This window comes from Taibaiella koreensis, from assembly GCF_003545715.1.
Lineage (GTDB): Bacteria > Bacteroidota > Bacteroidia > Chitinophagales > Chitinophagaceae > Taibaiella > Taibaiella koreensis.
Window position 1 is genome coordinate 1,431,369 of sequence record NZ_QVNU01000001.1, and the last position, 12,927, is coordinate 1,444,295.

At 50.6% G+C, this 12,927-nt stretch carries 16 protein-coding genes; 13 read left to right on the forward strand and 3 right to left on the reverse strand.

What is annotated here, in order from left to right; translation table 11 throughout:
- Positions 1–3: 3 nt before the first annotated feature.
- From DZK30_RS06350 to DZK30_RS06365, 4 genes are all read left to right on the forward strand, one after another.
- On the forward strand, positions 4–630 hold the full coding sequence (locus DZK30_RS06350; RefSeq protein WP_118973220.1) for an NAD(P)H-dependent oxidoreductase: 627 nt from the start codon (positions 4–6) through the stop codon (positions 628–630).
- 18 nt (positions 631–648) lie between these two features.
- Positions 649–939: a putative quinol monooxygenase gene (locus DZK30_RS06355; protein WP_118973221.1), complete on the forward strand. Its 291-nt coding sequence runs from the start codon at positions 649–651 to the stop codon at positions 937–939.
- Between the two features lie 21 nt (positions 940–960).
- On the forward strand, positions 961–1,974 hold the full coding sequence (locus DZK30_RS06360) for an aldo/keto reductase (RefSeq protein WP_118973222.1): 1,014 nt from the start codon (positions 961–963) through the stop codon (positions 1,972–1,974).
- A 94-nt stretch (positions 1,975–2,068) separates the two neighbouring features.
- The gene (locus DZK30_RS06365) at positions 2,069–2,581 is read left to right on the forward strand and encodes a GNAT family N-acetyltransferase (RefSeq protein ID WP_118973223.1); all 513 of its coding nucleotides are present in this window, start codon (positions 2,069–2,071) and stop codon (positions 2,579–2,581) included.
- A gap of 7 nt (positions 2,582–2,588) precedes the next feature.
- On the opposite strand, the gene DZK30_RS06370 is transcribed toward DZK30_RS06365, so the two are convergent.
- Positions 2,589–4,454: a hypothetical protein gene (locus DZK30_RS06370; protein ID WP_118973224.1), complete on the reverse strand. Its 1,866-nt coding sequence runs from the start codon at positions 4,452–4,454 to the stop codon at positions 2,589–2,591.
- Between the two features lie 229 nt (positions 4,455–4,683).
- On the opposite strand from DZK30_RS06370, the gene DZK30_RS06375 reads away from it, so the two are divergent.
- The 7 genes from DZK30_RS06375 (at position 4,684) to DZK30_RS25715 (ending at position 8,592) form a co-directional block, all read left to right on the forward strand.
- On the forward strand, positions 4,684–5,007 hold the full coding sequence (locus tag DZK30_RS06375) for a DUF4870 domain-containing protein (RefSeq protein WP_118973225.1): 324 nt from the start codon (positions 4,684–4,686) through the stop codon (positions 5,005–5,007).
- Positions 5,008–5,030: 23 nt separating this feature from the next.
- Positions 5,031–5,513, forward strand: coding sequence for a hypothetical protein (locus tag DZK30_RS06380; protein WP_118973226.1), 483 nt, complete (start codon positions 5,031–5,033; stop codon positions 5,511–5,513).
- Entirely contained in the window at positions 5,510–6,040 is a 531-nt protein-coding gene (locus DZK30_RS06385; RefSeq protein WP_118973227.1) for a hypothetical protein, read from the forward strand. The genes DZK30_RS06380 and DZK30_RS06385 overlap by 4 nt, the downstream gene beginning before the upstream one ends.
- On the forward strand, positions 6,037–7,017 hold the full coding sequence (locus DZK30_RS06390) for a hypothetical protein (protein ID WP_118973228.1): 981 nt from the start codon (positions 6,037–6,039) through the stop codon (positions 7,015–7,017). Before DZK30_RS06385 ends, DZK30_RS06390 begins: the two co-directional genes overlap by 4 nt.
- Entirely contained in the window at positions 6,995–7,735 is a 741-nt protein-coding gene (locus DZK30_RS06395) for a hypothetical protein (RefSeq protein ID WP_118973229.1), read from the forward strand. Before DZK30_RS06390 ends, DZK30_RS06395 begins: the two co-directional genes overlap by 23 nt.
- Positions 7,736–7,799: 64 nt before the next feature.
- Entirely contained in the window at positions 7,800–8,279 is a 480-nt protein-coding gene (locus DZK30_RS06400) for a DUF4920 domain-containing protein (RefSeq protein ID WP_118973230.1), read from the forward strand.
- A gap of 121 nt (positions 8,280–8,400) precedes the next feature.
- Positions 8,401–8,592: a hypothetical protein gene (locus DZK30_RS25715; RefSeq protein ID WP_162902894.1), complete on the forward strand. Its 192-nt coding sequence runs from the start codon at positions 8,401–8,403 to the stop codon at positions 8,590–8,592.
- 224 nt (positions 8,593–8,816) lie between these two features.
- On the opposite strand, the gene DZK30_RS06405 is transcribed toward DZK30_RS25715, so the two are convergent.
- Complete coding sequence (locus DZK30_RS06405) at positions 8,817–9,800, reverse strand: ROK family protein (RefSeq protein WP_118973231.1); 984 nt, start codon at positions 9,798–9,800, stop codon at positions 8,817–8,819.
- Between the two features lie 51 nt (positions 9,801–9,851).
- Here DZK30_RS06405 and DZK30_RS06410 point away from each other — a divergent pair, with 51 nt between their 5' ends.
- Together DZK30_RS06410 and DZK30_RS06415 are read left to right on the forward strand one after the other, a co-directional pair.
- Positions 9,852–11,135 carry a sugar MFS transporter gene (locus DZK30_RS06410; protein WP_118973232.1) on the forward strand — a complete coding sequence of 428 codons (1,284 nt, stop codon included), beginning with the start codon at positions 9,852–9,854 and terminating at the stop codon, positions 11,133–11,135.
- 184 nt (positions 11,136–11,319) lie between these two features.
- On the forward strand, positions 11,320–11,892 hold the full coding sequence (locus DZK30_RS06415; protein ID WP_118973233.1) for a hypothetical protein: 573 nt from the start codon (positions 11,320–11,322) through the stop codon (positions 11,890–11,892).
- 68 nt (positions 11,893–11,960) lie between these two features.
- Here DZK30_RS06415 and sucD read toward each other — a convergent pair whose 3' ends face one another.
- A complete protein-coding gene (gene sucD, locus DZK30_RS06420) occupies positions 11,961–12,845 on the reverse strand; it encodes a succinate--CoA ligase subunit alpha (RefSeq protein WP_118973234.1) in 885 nt (294 codons plus the stop codon).
- Between the last annotated feature and the right edge of the window lie 82 nt (positions 12,846–12,927).

Here is a 12,927-nt window from a genome sequence, read left to right on the forward strand (position 1 = left end):
CAAATGAAAAATATACTCATTATCAATGGCGGTCAGCAATTCGAACACTCCGGCGGCCTGTTCAACAATACAGTGACCCGGGCAACAGCCGATTTTTTTGCGCAAGCAGGCGACTATAATGTACAGATCACTAATGTAGAAGAAGGCTATGATCCGGATGCAGAGGTGCAAAAATTTGTGTGGGCCGATATCATTATCTACCATACACCCATCTGGTGGTTCCAGGTTCCCTTTGCCTTCAAGCGTTACCTGGACGAGGTCTTTACGGCAGGTCATCAAAAAGGGATCTATCGCAGCGATGGGCGCAACATGGACAACCCCGGGATTAATTATGGTACCGGTGGTATGCTGCACGGCCGTCGCTATATGCTGACAAGCAGCTGGAATGCACCGGCAACAGCGTTTACGCTGCCAGGCGAATTTTTTAAGGAAAAAAGTGTGGATGAAGGACCGATGTTCGGCTTTCATCGTATGAATGCCTTTACCGGCATGATACCACTGGAAAGCTTCCATTTTCATGATGTAGAGAAGAATGCCGATGTGCCCCGCGATATGATGCTGTACAGAAAGCACCTGGAACAGGTATTTGACACCATAGCAGCAGAAAGCCGGGAGCGGCTTTGCGCTTAACCTTCAATGAAAATAGCTATGAACATACATCTGACGGCCATTATCCGGAGCAAGCCGGCCTACATTGACAACGTAAAGGCTTTACTCGAAAATATGGTGCTGCATTCCCGGCAGGAAGCCGCCTGCCTGCAATACGATTTGCACCAGGGTACAGACGATCCGGCGCTGTTTACCTTTTACGAAATATGGGAAAACGCAGCTGCGCTGGAGCAGCACAATACGCAACCGTATATCCGTGCCTTTGCCGCTATAGCCGGCGAACAATTGCAGGAACCGCCTGCGATCTATACCACAACATTGATCTCATAAACAATCATAACAAAATAAGATATGGAATACAGGACATTGGGCGACACAACGCTGAAACTCTCAGCGATTGGTTACGGCGCTTTTGCCATCGGCGGCAATATGTGGGGCGGCAATGAGCAGAAGGACTCCGTAGCCGCAGTACAGGCTTCGCTTGATCATGGCGTTACCACGCTGGATACCGCTCCTTTCTATGGGTTTGGCCTCAGCGAAGAAATGATCGGTGAAGCGATCAAAGGTCGTGACCGCAGTAAGATCCAGCTCCTGACGAAATTCGGCCTGGTATGGGACGGCAGCAATGAAGGCAAGGGCCAGTTCTTTTTCGATGCAGACGACCAGGGACGGAAGGTGCCGGTATACCGCTTCGCCGGCCGGCAGAGCGTGATCAGTGAGGTGGAGGCCAGCCTGAAGCGCCTGGGCACCGACTATATAGACCTGCTGCAGCTGCACTGGCCCGATGCAACAACACCTATTGATGAAACGATGGAAGCCCTGGCTTTGCTTTTGCAGCAAGGGAAAATAAAGGCGGCCGGTGTGAGCAACTACGATCTGGCGCAAGTACAGGAAGCCCGGCAGACCCTCGCTATTGCCAGCAACCAGGTTTCGTATAGCATGCTGAACCGGGGCATCGAATCGTCGCTGGTACCCTATGCTTTGAAAAATAGCCTGGGTATTATTGCTTATAGTCCCATGGAGCGCGGCTTATTGACCGGGAAATATCTTACCGGCAACCAATTGAAGGCTGATGACCATCGTAATGGCTATTTCGGGCAATTTGACCGGCAAAAAGTGCAGACCCTGCTGGGCACGATACATCCTATAGCAGAAAACAAAAACGTTACGCTGGCGCAGCTGGTCCTTCGTTGGACTACCTTACAGCCGGGTATTACTACAGTACTGGCCGGAGCCCGCAACGCGGCGCAGGCCAGTACCAATGCCGGGTCTATGGCATTGGACCTGTCGACAGCAGAGCTGGCGGCTATTGGCCAAGCGCTGGCGGTACTGACTTTACCGGCCGTGGCAGCGCAAGGCGCCTAAGCTTTTTATGCGGACTTGATCAAAAAGCACGACATTTGCAGGATACCGGGGAGTAGTTTTTCCGGTATCCTTTTTTTCGACCGATAGATTGATTATGACCTTTAAGCTGGAAACACCCCGACTGATCATCCGTTCTTTTATACCCGAAGATGAGGCGCCCTATATTGGTACCCATCTCGATCCTGTTGTGAATGTGTACCTGCCTGTTCGCAGCGCAGAACAATACCATGAGCTTTTTCATCAGGCGATGGCGCAAGCAGATGCGCCCCTGAACCGTTGGACGATAGCGGACCGGGATAATAATGCGTTTATTGGCTCCTGTCTGCTGCGGGAGTTTGATCCGGGAACGACGCACACCATTGAGCTGGGCTATAGCCTGGCTGCGGACGCCTGGGGTAGGGGCTATGCCACCGAAATGATCGCACGGATGATCGAATATGCTTTCTCATTGCCGCAAACCCATAAGCTGGTGGCGGTGACCGACCCGGATAATAAAGGCTCGCAAGCCGTATTGCTGAAAAATGGTTTCGTGTACCAGGGAGAAGTGCAGCGCTACGAAGATCTGCGGCTATCCTATTTTGAGTATATACCCGGAAGCGATAAGTAGCGCCGGATTACACCGGCTCCGTCAATCCCTGGAGAAAAGTATTCAGGTCCTCATCCTTATTCAGTCCCAGTTTCTGTTTGATACGGTAGCGGCTCATGCGCACGCTCTTCACTTCGACATGCATCATGCGCGCTATATGTCGCGTATCCATTTTCAGGTACAGGTAAGCGCAGAGCTTGAGGTCGAGCAAGGTGAGCTTCTTTTGTGCCCTGGCGCTCAGCTGCTGGAAAAAGCCGGGATGCACCTGTAGGATCTGCATCCGGGCCTGTTCAAAATCATCGTCCAGCACTTCTTCTTCCTTCAACACCTTTTGCATATCCTGGGCATCGTCGTCGTTCAGTCTGTCTTTGAGCTGGTGGAGCATTTTGTTTTTATGATCCAGCAGCAGCATATTGGCCATTGCTTCTGTGTTTAGCTGCTGTTGGCGTAGCTCCAGCAGTTGTTGCTCTGCTCTCAGGCGAGCCTGTTCCTCCCGCTCCAGCTTAATCAGTGTCTCCGACTCCTGCTTCTCCAGCGCCAGTTGTTTTTCACGCTGCAGGGAATACCGTAGCCGGAAGTGATAGGACCGGAACATAAACACGAGGCCGAGCAGGGAGACCAGCGCGATGCTGCCATACAGATAGTTTTGCCGGGTATGACTTTTTTCCCGCTCTTTCAATACCTGCATTTCCTGTTCCTTCTTTGTCGTTTCGTATTGTGCTTCCAGCTTTTGTGTATTGAGCGCCTGTTGCTGATCAAAATACTTGCTGTTGTAGCCTGTTACCTCCTTTTGAAAGGTCAATGCCTGAGGGTAATCGCCTTGTTGTTTATAAAAGTCGGCAAGTGATTGGGTAATATTGATCAGGGTGGGGGTATAAGGTTGGTCGGCGCTCAGCATCACCTGGTAAGCCTGCCGCAGGTATAGCTCCGTACCGCGATAGTTGCCGGACCGTTGCGCATAAGCGCCGAGAATACCCAGGCTGCTGGCGACCACCTCCTCGCTGTTGGGCATGGCATGAAGCAACTCGCCGGCAGTGCGGGCATAATAAAGCGCCGTGTCCCTGGCATTATTGTCGGCAGCCGGAAAATGCCTCAGGTAGCAATCTGCGATATTGATACAGATAATGCCATAGGCTTGCGGCGCTACCTGTCCGGGGTGTTGACGATAAAGTTGTGCTGCCTGGCGAAGATAGAATAAGATACTGTCGCGGTAGCGCTGATTGCCGGAGCCGTTATAATGATACTCGTGCGCGGTAGCCAGTGCCGCATAGCAATTGCTCATTGTATTATAGTCATCTGTCCTCAGTGCATTTTCCAACGCTTTCCGGGCGTAGAGGTCCACTTTGGGTGCATTGTTCCAGTTGGCATTGACCGCGTATAACTGGTAATACAGTTTAGCCGCAAGATGCGGATCATCTTCCAGCTCCAGTTGCTTCAGGCCGGCAAGACAGGAGCGGACCATGTTTTCCGTGCTATCAAAGGCTTTGGCAAAAAGCGCCCTGGCATAGCAGGCATAGGCTTCGGCGCGCGGATTTCCGGCCCGGCGGGCCATATCCGTCGCCGAATCGCAAACCGCTTTCATGTTGCCGAAGGCATGGGTGTTTACCAGCACATTCAGCAGCGCGGTATATGCTCTTGTGGCTTCCATATAGTTGCGCCGGCTTACAGCAAGGGCGGCGCCTTGCCGGGCGTACCGACGGGCGTCGTCATACTGCTTTGCCGTACGGTAAAATTCGGCCAGCCGGTTGAACAGCGCGGCTCGCGTACTTTCTCCCGTGTTGCCATTGCTGATCGCTGTTTTTATGCTGTCGGTAAAACCCTGCTGGGAATAGCCCTTCAGCGTCGGGATACACAGGATGCCCGCAAGGCATAGCAGACGACACAAAAACTTCATGCCGGCAAATTACACCATAAATACATCGCTTGCTTGTCGCCAAACTCATTGTAAGTTTTTTGGCAATTATTTATAATCTCTTCAAAGGCAGAAAATTAAGAAACTTGTAGACGTATTGTAGTAGGCCTTGTATGGTTGTAGTAGCTGTTCTGTAGGATACACAAGTTTGGAGCAAGCTTCCTTTTGACCTGAAATTTGTATCCTGTTATTCACTCCAATAAAAATCTATATGAACAACAAAACGCTCTCCATTATCTCCTATTTTACCTTGCTGGGATGGCTAATCGCTTATATAGCCGGCGGCAAAAATGCCGATGCCTTACTTAAGTATCATTTACGCCAATCGCTTGGCCTGGCCATTGTCAGCATCCTGTTTAGCCTCGTGCTCAATATACTCGGCTGGATGATCCCGGCTTTGTCCTTTCTCGGCCTTCTGGGACTGGTATTGCTGGTCTTCTGGGTGCTGGGTATTATTAATGCAGCCAATGGCGCATTGCGGCCGGTACCCGTTTTTGGAAAGACTTTTGAACGCAAATTTTCATTTATCGGCTAAGAGCGCTAAAAATCATTATCATTATGCATCAGGAATGGAATCACTTCGTTAGAGAAGGTAACGTGTACCGCTGGAAAGGGCAGAAGTTCTTTTATTATGGACTGGCCTTGTTCCTGCTGCTCATTATGATCGCCTGCTTCGTTTATGGCGCCAATAAAGGTGTGCGCATCATGGGCGTTTTTGTCGGTCTGCTGAGCCTGGCGGGCATTTTACGCAGCACAGCATTTATAGGCATCGATGTCGCTAACCGGCGCATCATCAGCCGGAATTTCTTTTTCAGCCCTGAGCGCAGCTACGATTTCGATGCCTTCAGTCATTTCCGCATCGTTAAGAGCCGCTATATGATACTGACCATTAATGTATCGGCCTTCATGATCTTTAACCAGGACGGGAAGGAAAAAAGCTTTCTATTACAGCAAGGGCTTTTTACCGCCCGTCCTTTGCAGCGGCTGACAGAAGAAATGGAGGGGATCATGGCTACTGCCGCAAAAACCACTGTCGTATGAAGCTGCCCCCTAAGGCGGGCCACCGTTTCCTGGCCCAGGGGGAAAAGCTGTACTTGCAGCCCAATCGCGTATACCGGTTTAAGGTAGCCGGGTGTATCTTATTGGCCCTGGCAGGATTTGGTGTGGCATTAACGAAGATAGTGAGCTACGACATGCAGGTGCTCTGCCAGGTGCTTAGCATTATTGTACTGGCTTATGCGGTTTTTGATACTTTGTTCCGCGTTAACCTGACCTATATTTTCGATGGCGGGCAGCAGCAGGTATACCGCAAATTTCCCGGTTTGTTCACACAAAAGCTCATGCCTTTCAACGAAGTTTGCATCTTACCGGAAACAGAACACGGGTCTTTGCGGTACAGCTTGTCCCGTAAAAGAAATAAATTCGGCAAAAGCTTCCCGCTTAGCGATTTCTTTTCCGGTAGTAAAAAGGGAGAAAAGCGGCAGCTGCAATTTGAAGAGGAGATACTGGCTACTATCGTAACCTTTGTGGAAGCCAGGAGCACTTCTACGCCAAATCTTTCTTTATGAAAAGACCAGTGATCGGTTTCTGGGCCATATATACGCTGGGCTTCACAGTAGCCTTACCTACTTTTCTGTATTATACTGCCGACGACTTGCCCAATGCAGGGCCGCTGCCGGGGCAGAGCGCTGCTGCCAGTTTTTTTTACCTGGGTCTGGGGGCGCTTTTGTGGCTGATAGCGATTGTGCTGTATGGTCGTTTCTTCCTGCTACAGACCGTATGGGGAAAGCGAAAACTGCTGCGTACGATCGATAAAGGCATCTCGATCCCGGCAAGAATTAAAGAGAAGACGGTAAAGAAAGTACGGGGTGGAATGGAAGTGCTGGACCTCAATTTGTCCTTTACCAACCTTTCGGGTACACCGGTAACGGCCCGTTACGAGCTGAACGATGCACGGCCGGCCGAAAGACGATTTGAGCCGGGAAGCAGTCTGGACCTTCGTGCTTATGACGATGGGAACGAAATACACCTGCTGCCGGCCACCGTACAAGTATCTGTACGATTGTGGGCGGTGGTAATCTATACCCTGGGCTTCCTGCTCATCCTCGCTTTCGCTTTGGGCTACCCATTGTGGTCCTACCAGTGGGAAAGCCAGGGATACGGCTGGCGGTTCCTTAAGCTCTGGCATCCCTGGTTGCTGGTACTGGCCATTAACCTGGGTTGTGTCTTTCTGCTGCGTCTTTTCTTTTTGTTTCTTAGTAAGGCTACAGGATCGGCATCGCAGCTGAAATGGGCACTGTATGGCATACGGACTACAGCCACAATAACGGATTACCGCCAAACGGGGTTAACGATCAACGACCAGCCCCAGATACAATTTGAAGTACACTTCACCGACAAGTGGGGTGCACGACAACAAGCGACACACAAAGAAATCGTTACACTCGTCGATCTGCACCGGTTGCAGACAGGCGATAAGGAAATTATTTACCTGCCCGACAAGCCCCTTGCATTCCTGTTCTATGAAAACCTTTCTCTATCCTGAAGTCAGCCCGGTCTTACATAGCCTGCGCCGCAGCGCTGCCCGGTTGATGGGCCTGGGGATGCTGTGCCTGCTGGGAAGTTGTCAGCAGCTGTCCGACAGCTTTGAAGAAACACGGCATCCCCGGCCGGAGAAGGCCGCCACAAAACCTGTCCCCAAGCAAACCGTTACCAGTACCCATACCAGCAGCACCTACACTACTAGTACTTCGGTTACTGTTTCCGATACTGTGACGGCGCCGGAGCGGTCTTTTTTTGAAACCAGCGCGGCGGGCTGGGATAGTATCCGGCAGCAGCTCTACGATATGCCCGGGTTGAAAGGCCGGAAGCTGTATTTGTATCAGGGCTTCTATTTGTACGACTATCAGGGAGGGATCATCGGCATCAGCCTGCAGGATCCCGATCGTCGCGAAAATGTAGATGCCTACCGTTATCGCAAAGGCATATGGCAACGGGAAGAGCCGGTAAAGGTTACGGGCAATATACCGATGAAAGAATGGTTGCTGCCGCTGGATGAGGTGCACTGGAACGTGATCCCTGAAATATGGGCTACCGCGAAGAAGAAAGCGGCGACCATAGAAGACGCCGGTAGCATCACGCACATTTATTTCAATTACATGGAGCGGGGGCATATAAAGGAATGGTACCTGGGCATTCGCAGCCCCAGGCGCGACTATTACCTGTATTTTGATCTTCTGGGCAATTTGAAAAAGACGCGCTGATCAGATAGCTGATATCGCTTCCCGCGGGATTTATTATCTTTGCGACACTTTATTATCCTTGTATATGAAAAAACTAATTGCCATTGCCCTCTTGTCCTGCGCTGCCTTGACGGTAAAAGCCCAGGAAGAGCGCAAGCCCGCTACACCCGGTCAGACCTATGGAGAAACGATCGATACCAAAGGCGCTATGGATATTGCGGCGTTGCCGGCTTTACTGGAGAAGAACAATGGTCAGAAAACAGCAGCCAAGATCAAAGCCAAAGTGGTGGACGTATGTCCTAAAAAGGGCTGCTGGATGAACCTTTATATCAACGATAGCACCACCGCCTTCGTTAAGATGAAGGATTATGGCTTCTTCGTGCCTATGGATATGATCGGCAAAACGGTGGTGCTGGAAGGCGAGGCTATGGAAAAGATCACCTCGGTAAACGAGCTGCGCCACTATGCGGAAGATGCTAAAAAGCCGCAATCGGAGATCGATGCGATCACGCAGCCCCAAAAGAGCATTCGCTTTATGGCAAAGGGGATCAAGGTTCCCGAATAAACAGATAAAGAGAAAAGAGATAGTACAGGCCGGCACTTTGCTGGCCTGTTTGTGTATATATTTAAATGACTTCCGCATATAGGAATCAGCCCCAAAATAGGAGCAATGAAAAATGATCCTTTTGGCTAATGTTAAAATGTTGATCTATGGTCATATGCCCGGCAATGCTGAATTGAAGTTGATATCTGTTGTTAAGCCGGGGTGCGCAGGCCACAAAAAAACAGCGGAGCATTGTTTTTTTGCCGCCTTTTTTGTTTCTTTTTTGGCGGACAAAAAAAGAAAAAGATATGAAACCAAGTACAATGACGAATAAAATAAACTGACTATCCCGATATAGGAAACATTAGCCAATTCGTCTTGATAACGGTTGCTGAGCCCGTCGAAGCACCATTTATATCTGTCCTTTCGACATGCTCAAGGACCGAAGATTACTTTGTTTCCTATATCGGGATAGTCACTTAAAATAAAGCATGTTAGCTAGTACTTATAGACGTACAAAACTTTGTTTCCTTTATCCGGATAGTAACTTATTTATATTTAGTGGCTGAGGTCCCAGGCCAGGGCTGCCGCACCCAATATCGCTGCATCCCGCTCCGACAGTCCGGAAGGGATGATATCGATCTTATTCTGGTATACCGAAAGCAGGTTGGCTTCCATATGCCTTTTGGTCGGTTTTAAGATAAAATCACCCGCCTTGGCCAGTCCGCCAAAGAGAATAATGGCTTCGGGGCTGGTGATGGCTACAGCATTGGCCAGCGTTTCGCCCAGTATTTTACCTGTAAGTTCAAATATCTCTATGGCCAGCGGGTCGCCGGCAACAGCGGCTTTGTAGATACCGCTGGAGCTGATCTCGCCACCCTCCCGGTAAATCTTCAGCAACCAGTCGTCCTGTTCCGGTTTGGGATCATCGCGGTGTGTCTCCAGCAGTTCCATTGCTGTACGCACGATGCCGGTAGCGGAGGCATAGGTCTCCATGCAGCCCCTGCGGCCGCAGCCGCACAGCCGTCCGTCGCGCACGGCTATCGTATGCCCCAGCTCACCGGCAAAGCCATCGTGACCGTAGATCAGCTGCCCGTTGGCCACGAAGCCGCTGCCCACGCCTGTTCCGAGTGTGATGATGATAAAATCCCTCATGCCTTTAGCCGCACCATAGGTCATTTCGCCTATAGCAGTGGCATTGGCATCATTGGTAATGGTCGCCGGCAGGTCAAAGGCATCATGAAGCAGCTGTTGCAGCGGGATGGCGCCTTTCCACAGGAGGTTGGCCGACATCAGTATCTCGCCGGTGTAGTGATTGGCGATCGGCGCTCCGGCGCCTATGCCATTGATCTGGTCTTTGCCATATTGTTCGATATGCGGTTGCAGGCTTTTGTGTATGGCTTGTACAAAAAGCTCCGGGCTGGCGTAGTCCTGTGTGCGCAGCCGGTCCTGTACCAGTATGTCGCCACGACGATTGACCAGGCCAAAGGCAGTGTTGGTGCCGCCGATATCGATGCCTATGGAAAAACTTTTGGGTTGCATGCGGGTATGTTGAAAAAAGGATTTAAGTTTATCTCCTAATTAATTTTTTGAATGGGGTACAATAATACAAAGAATAAAAGTTACGGCTTCGCTCTTTTCCTCATCGGCTGCCTGTTCTTTATTTTCGGCTTCATTACCTGGAGCAACAGCCAGCTGATCCCTTATCTGAAGATCGCTTGCGAATTGACCGATGCCCAATCGTACCTCGTCGCTACCGCTTTCTTTGCCGCTTATTTTGTTATGGCCATCCCTTCGTCGTTTGTGCTGAAAGCCACAGGCTTTAAGAAAGGCATGTCGCTGGGCCTGCTGGTGATGGCCCTGGGAGCGCTACTGTTCATTCCGGCAGCAGGAAGCCGTAATTATCCTTTGTTCCTTACCGGTTTATTCATTATCGGCACCGGCCTGGCGCTGCTGCAGACAGCCTCCAATCCCTATGTCACTGTGCTGGGGCCTATAGAAAGCGCTGCCAGCCGTATCAGCATTATGGGTATCTGCAACAAGGTAGCGGGTATCCTTGCCGTATTCATATTGGGGCGCATTACCCTCAGCAACGTAGATGAGCTGAAAGCGCGGTTGCTGACGCTGGATCCAGCCGCCAAAGCAACTGAGCTGGATCAGCTGGCCGCCAAAGTAGTGATGCCCTATACCATTATCGCCATCGCGCTTACGGTGCTGGCGGTGATCCTGTATTTCATTCACCTGCCCGAGATCAAAGAAGAAGAGGAAAATGTCGCACCTGCCGCCGGTGTAAAGCCCTCGTCATCGGCCGATACCATCTGGGCTTACCCACACATGATCCTGGGCGCTGTAGCGATCTTCTTTTATGTGGGTGTGGAAGTCATGAGCTATGATACCTTCGCCGGTTTTGGCGAAGCCCTGGGTTATAAGCTGGAAACGGCTAAGCATTTTGCTTCTTATACCGGCTATGGCTTGCTGATCGGATATGTATTCAGCATATTCGGCATTCCTTCGGTCATCAGCCAGCGTAAGGCCCTGGTGATCGCGGCCGTGCTGAGTATGATCATGGTGCTCCTGGCTATGTTTACCTCGGGCAATGTTGCAGTAGTCTGCTTTGCCGTTCTGGGCTTTTCCAATTCAGTCATGTGGCCCGCGATATGGCCATTGGCACTTACCGGGGTAGGGCGCTTTACCAAGCTCGGCGGCGCGTTGCTGGTGATGGGCATTGTTGGTGGTGCGGTATTGCCGCCTCTATATGGCAAGCTGGCTGAAGCATTACATTCCCGGCAAATGGCCTATGTGCTGATGATCCCATGCTATTTATATATCCTGTATTATGCGCTGAAAGGATACCGGCCGCGTGTGGAAAAAGTATAGGAGCAGGACGAACGAATATTCTTCTTATAAACGAGACTGCGTACGGGGTATGCAGTCTCGTCTGCATTTTTGGACAAGCGCTTCTTTATACAGTAGGATCATATATGTCAAAAAGGGAGGCAAATATGAATTGATCCCCGGCAAGCCTCTTCTTTTCAGGACTTTTACACCAAACAATATGATAATGATGAAACAATTCCTGGTCATAGGTGCTCTGCTCCTTGGCAATACGTCTTTTGGACAAAATCAGCAACAGGCTCATGTCGTTGAGGCCGATAACTTATCGGAGGCAGAACTGCAGCACCTGAATACGATCGCTCCCAAAGACGGTTGGGTGTTGGTGAAATATAAAGGTGGAACGTACATCGAAAATTTTTCCAACAAGGATTACATGCTGTCCTTATTTATGCAATGCGCCGATGCCACACAAACACCCGGCTATCTGATCGAGTATTCAAATGAGTATGGTGACAAAGAGATGGGAGGCTTAGACTTCCTGAATTCATCTGACAATCACTTTGCCAAAGTGATCTTTTACCTCGATGGTAAAAGTTTCGGCGATCCTTTCTCAAATATAAAAAGTAAAAGCTTCACCGATTTTTACCAGGCCGTAAAGACGGCCCAAACGCTGAAGATCGAAGCTTTTGACGAGGAATTGAACCCCGACACAGGTAAGCAGGAATTAAGACTGAACCGGGGTATCGATTTTAAATTAGCGAACGGAGCACTCCTGGATAAGCCTGTGACCTGCCGGTAAGATCATAACATAAAACAGAAGCGCTGCCCTTTATGAGGCAGCGCTTCTGTTTTATAAGACAAAGTAGCTTAAGCTACCGCTTCTTTTTTCAATACTTCGGCCATAGTTTTACCGATATCCGCAGGGCTGGCCACTACGTGGATGCCACATTCGCCCATGATCTTCATCTTCGCAGCAGCAGTGTCATCGGCGCCGCCAACGATAGCGCCGGCGTGGCCCATACGGCGGCCGGGAGGCGCTGTTTGCCCGGCGATAAAGCCGACAACCGGCTTGCGCATGTTTTCTTTCAGCCACATGGCAGCTTCAGCTTCCATGTTACCGCCGATCTCACCGATCATGATGATGCCATCAGTCTCCGGATCGTTCATCAGCATTTCAACCGCTTCTTTGGTTGTGGTACCGATAATGGGATCGCCGCCGATACCGATAGCGGTAGAGATACCCAGGCCAGCTTTTACGCTCTGGTCGGCAGCTTCATAGGTCAGCGTACCTGATTTGGATACGATACCGATGCGGCCGGGTTTAAATACGAAGCCGGGCATGATGCCTACTTTGGCCTCGCCGGCGGTGATCACACCGGGACAGTTGGGGCCTATAAGGCGGCATTCGCGGCCCTTGATATATTCACGGGCTTTCACCATATCCTGAACGGGAATGCCCTCGGTAATGCAAATAATTACTTTAATACCTGCATCAGCTGCTTCCATGATCGCATCGGCAGCAAACGCCGGGGGAACGAAAATGATAGAGGTATCGGCGCCGGCCTGCTCCACGGCATCCTTTACGGTATTGAATACAGGGCGCTCCAGGTGAGTGTTGCCGCCTTTGCCGGGCGTAACGCCGCCTACGACATTCGTTCCGTATTCGATCATCTGGCTGGCGTGAAAAGTGCCTTCAGTACCGGTAAAGCCCTGTACGATTACTTTGGAGTTTTTATTGACTAATACAGCCATTGCTTGAATTTTGAGATTTACATAATTGCGACCGGCGGGCAGCCCGGGCGGGACCTGCCGGAAAAGTGCCGCAAATATACGA

Coding starts and splice junctions, on each gene's coding strand:
- DZK30_RS06365 (WP_118973223.1), top strand. CDS start 2,069: ATGACCTTTAAGCTGGAAACACCCCGACTGATCATCCGTTCTTTTATA.
- DZK30_RS06355 (WP_118973221.1), top strand. CDS start 649: ATGAACATACATCTGACGGCCATTATCCGGAGCAAGCCGGCCTACATT.
- sucD (WP_118973234.1), bottom strand. CDS start 12,845: ATGGCTGTATTAGTCAATAAAAACTCCAAAGTAATCGTACAGGGCTTT.
- DZK30_RS06405 (WP_118973231.1), bottom strand. CDS start 9,800: ATGCAACCCAAAAGTTTTTCCATAGGCATCGATATCGGCGGCACCAAC.
- DZK30_RS06410 (WP_118973232.1), top strand. CDS start 9,852: ATGGGGTACAATAATACAAAGAATAAAAGTTACGGCTTCGCTCTTTTC.
- DZK30_RS06350 (WP_118973220.1), top strand. CDS start 4: ATGAAAAATATACTCATTATCAATGGCGGTCAGCAATTCGAACACTCC.
- DZK30_RS06370 (WP_118973224.1), bottom strand. CDS start 4,454: ATGAAGTTTTTGTGTCGTCTGCTATGCCTTGCGGGCATCCTGTGTATC.
- DZK30_RS06380 (WP_118973226.1), top strand. CDS start 5,031: ATGCATCAGGAATGGAATCACTTCGTTAGAGAAGGTAACGTGTACCGC.
- DZK30_RS06415 (WP_118973233.1), top strand. CDS start 11,320: ATGATGAAACAATTCCTGGTCATAGGTGCTCTGCTCCTTGGCAATACG.
- DZK30_RS06390 (WP_118973228.1), top strand. CDS start 6,037: ATGAAAAGACCAGTGATCGGTTTCTGGGCCATATATACGCTGGGCTTC.
- DZK30_RS06360 (WP_118973222.1), top strand. CDS start 961: ATGGAATACAGGACATTGGGCGACACAACGCTGAAACTCTCAGCGATT.
- DZK30_RS06385 (WP_118973227.1), top strand. CDS start 5,510: ATGAAGCTGCCCCCTAAGGCGGGCCACCGTTTCCTGGCCCAGGGGGAA.
- DZK30_RS06375 (WP_118973225.1), top strand. CDS start 4,684: ATGAACAACAAAACGCTCTCCATTATCTCCTATTTTACCTTGCTGGGA.
- DZK30_RS06395 (WP_118973229.1), top strand. CDS start 6,995: ATGAAAACCTTTCTCTATCCTGAAGTCAGCCCGGTCTTACATAGCCTG.
- DZK30_RS06400 (WP_118973230.1), top strand. CDS start 7,800: ATGAAAAAACTAATTGCCATTGCCCTCTTGTCCTGCGCTGCCTTGACG.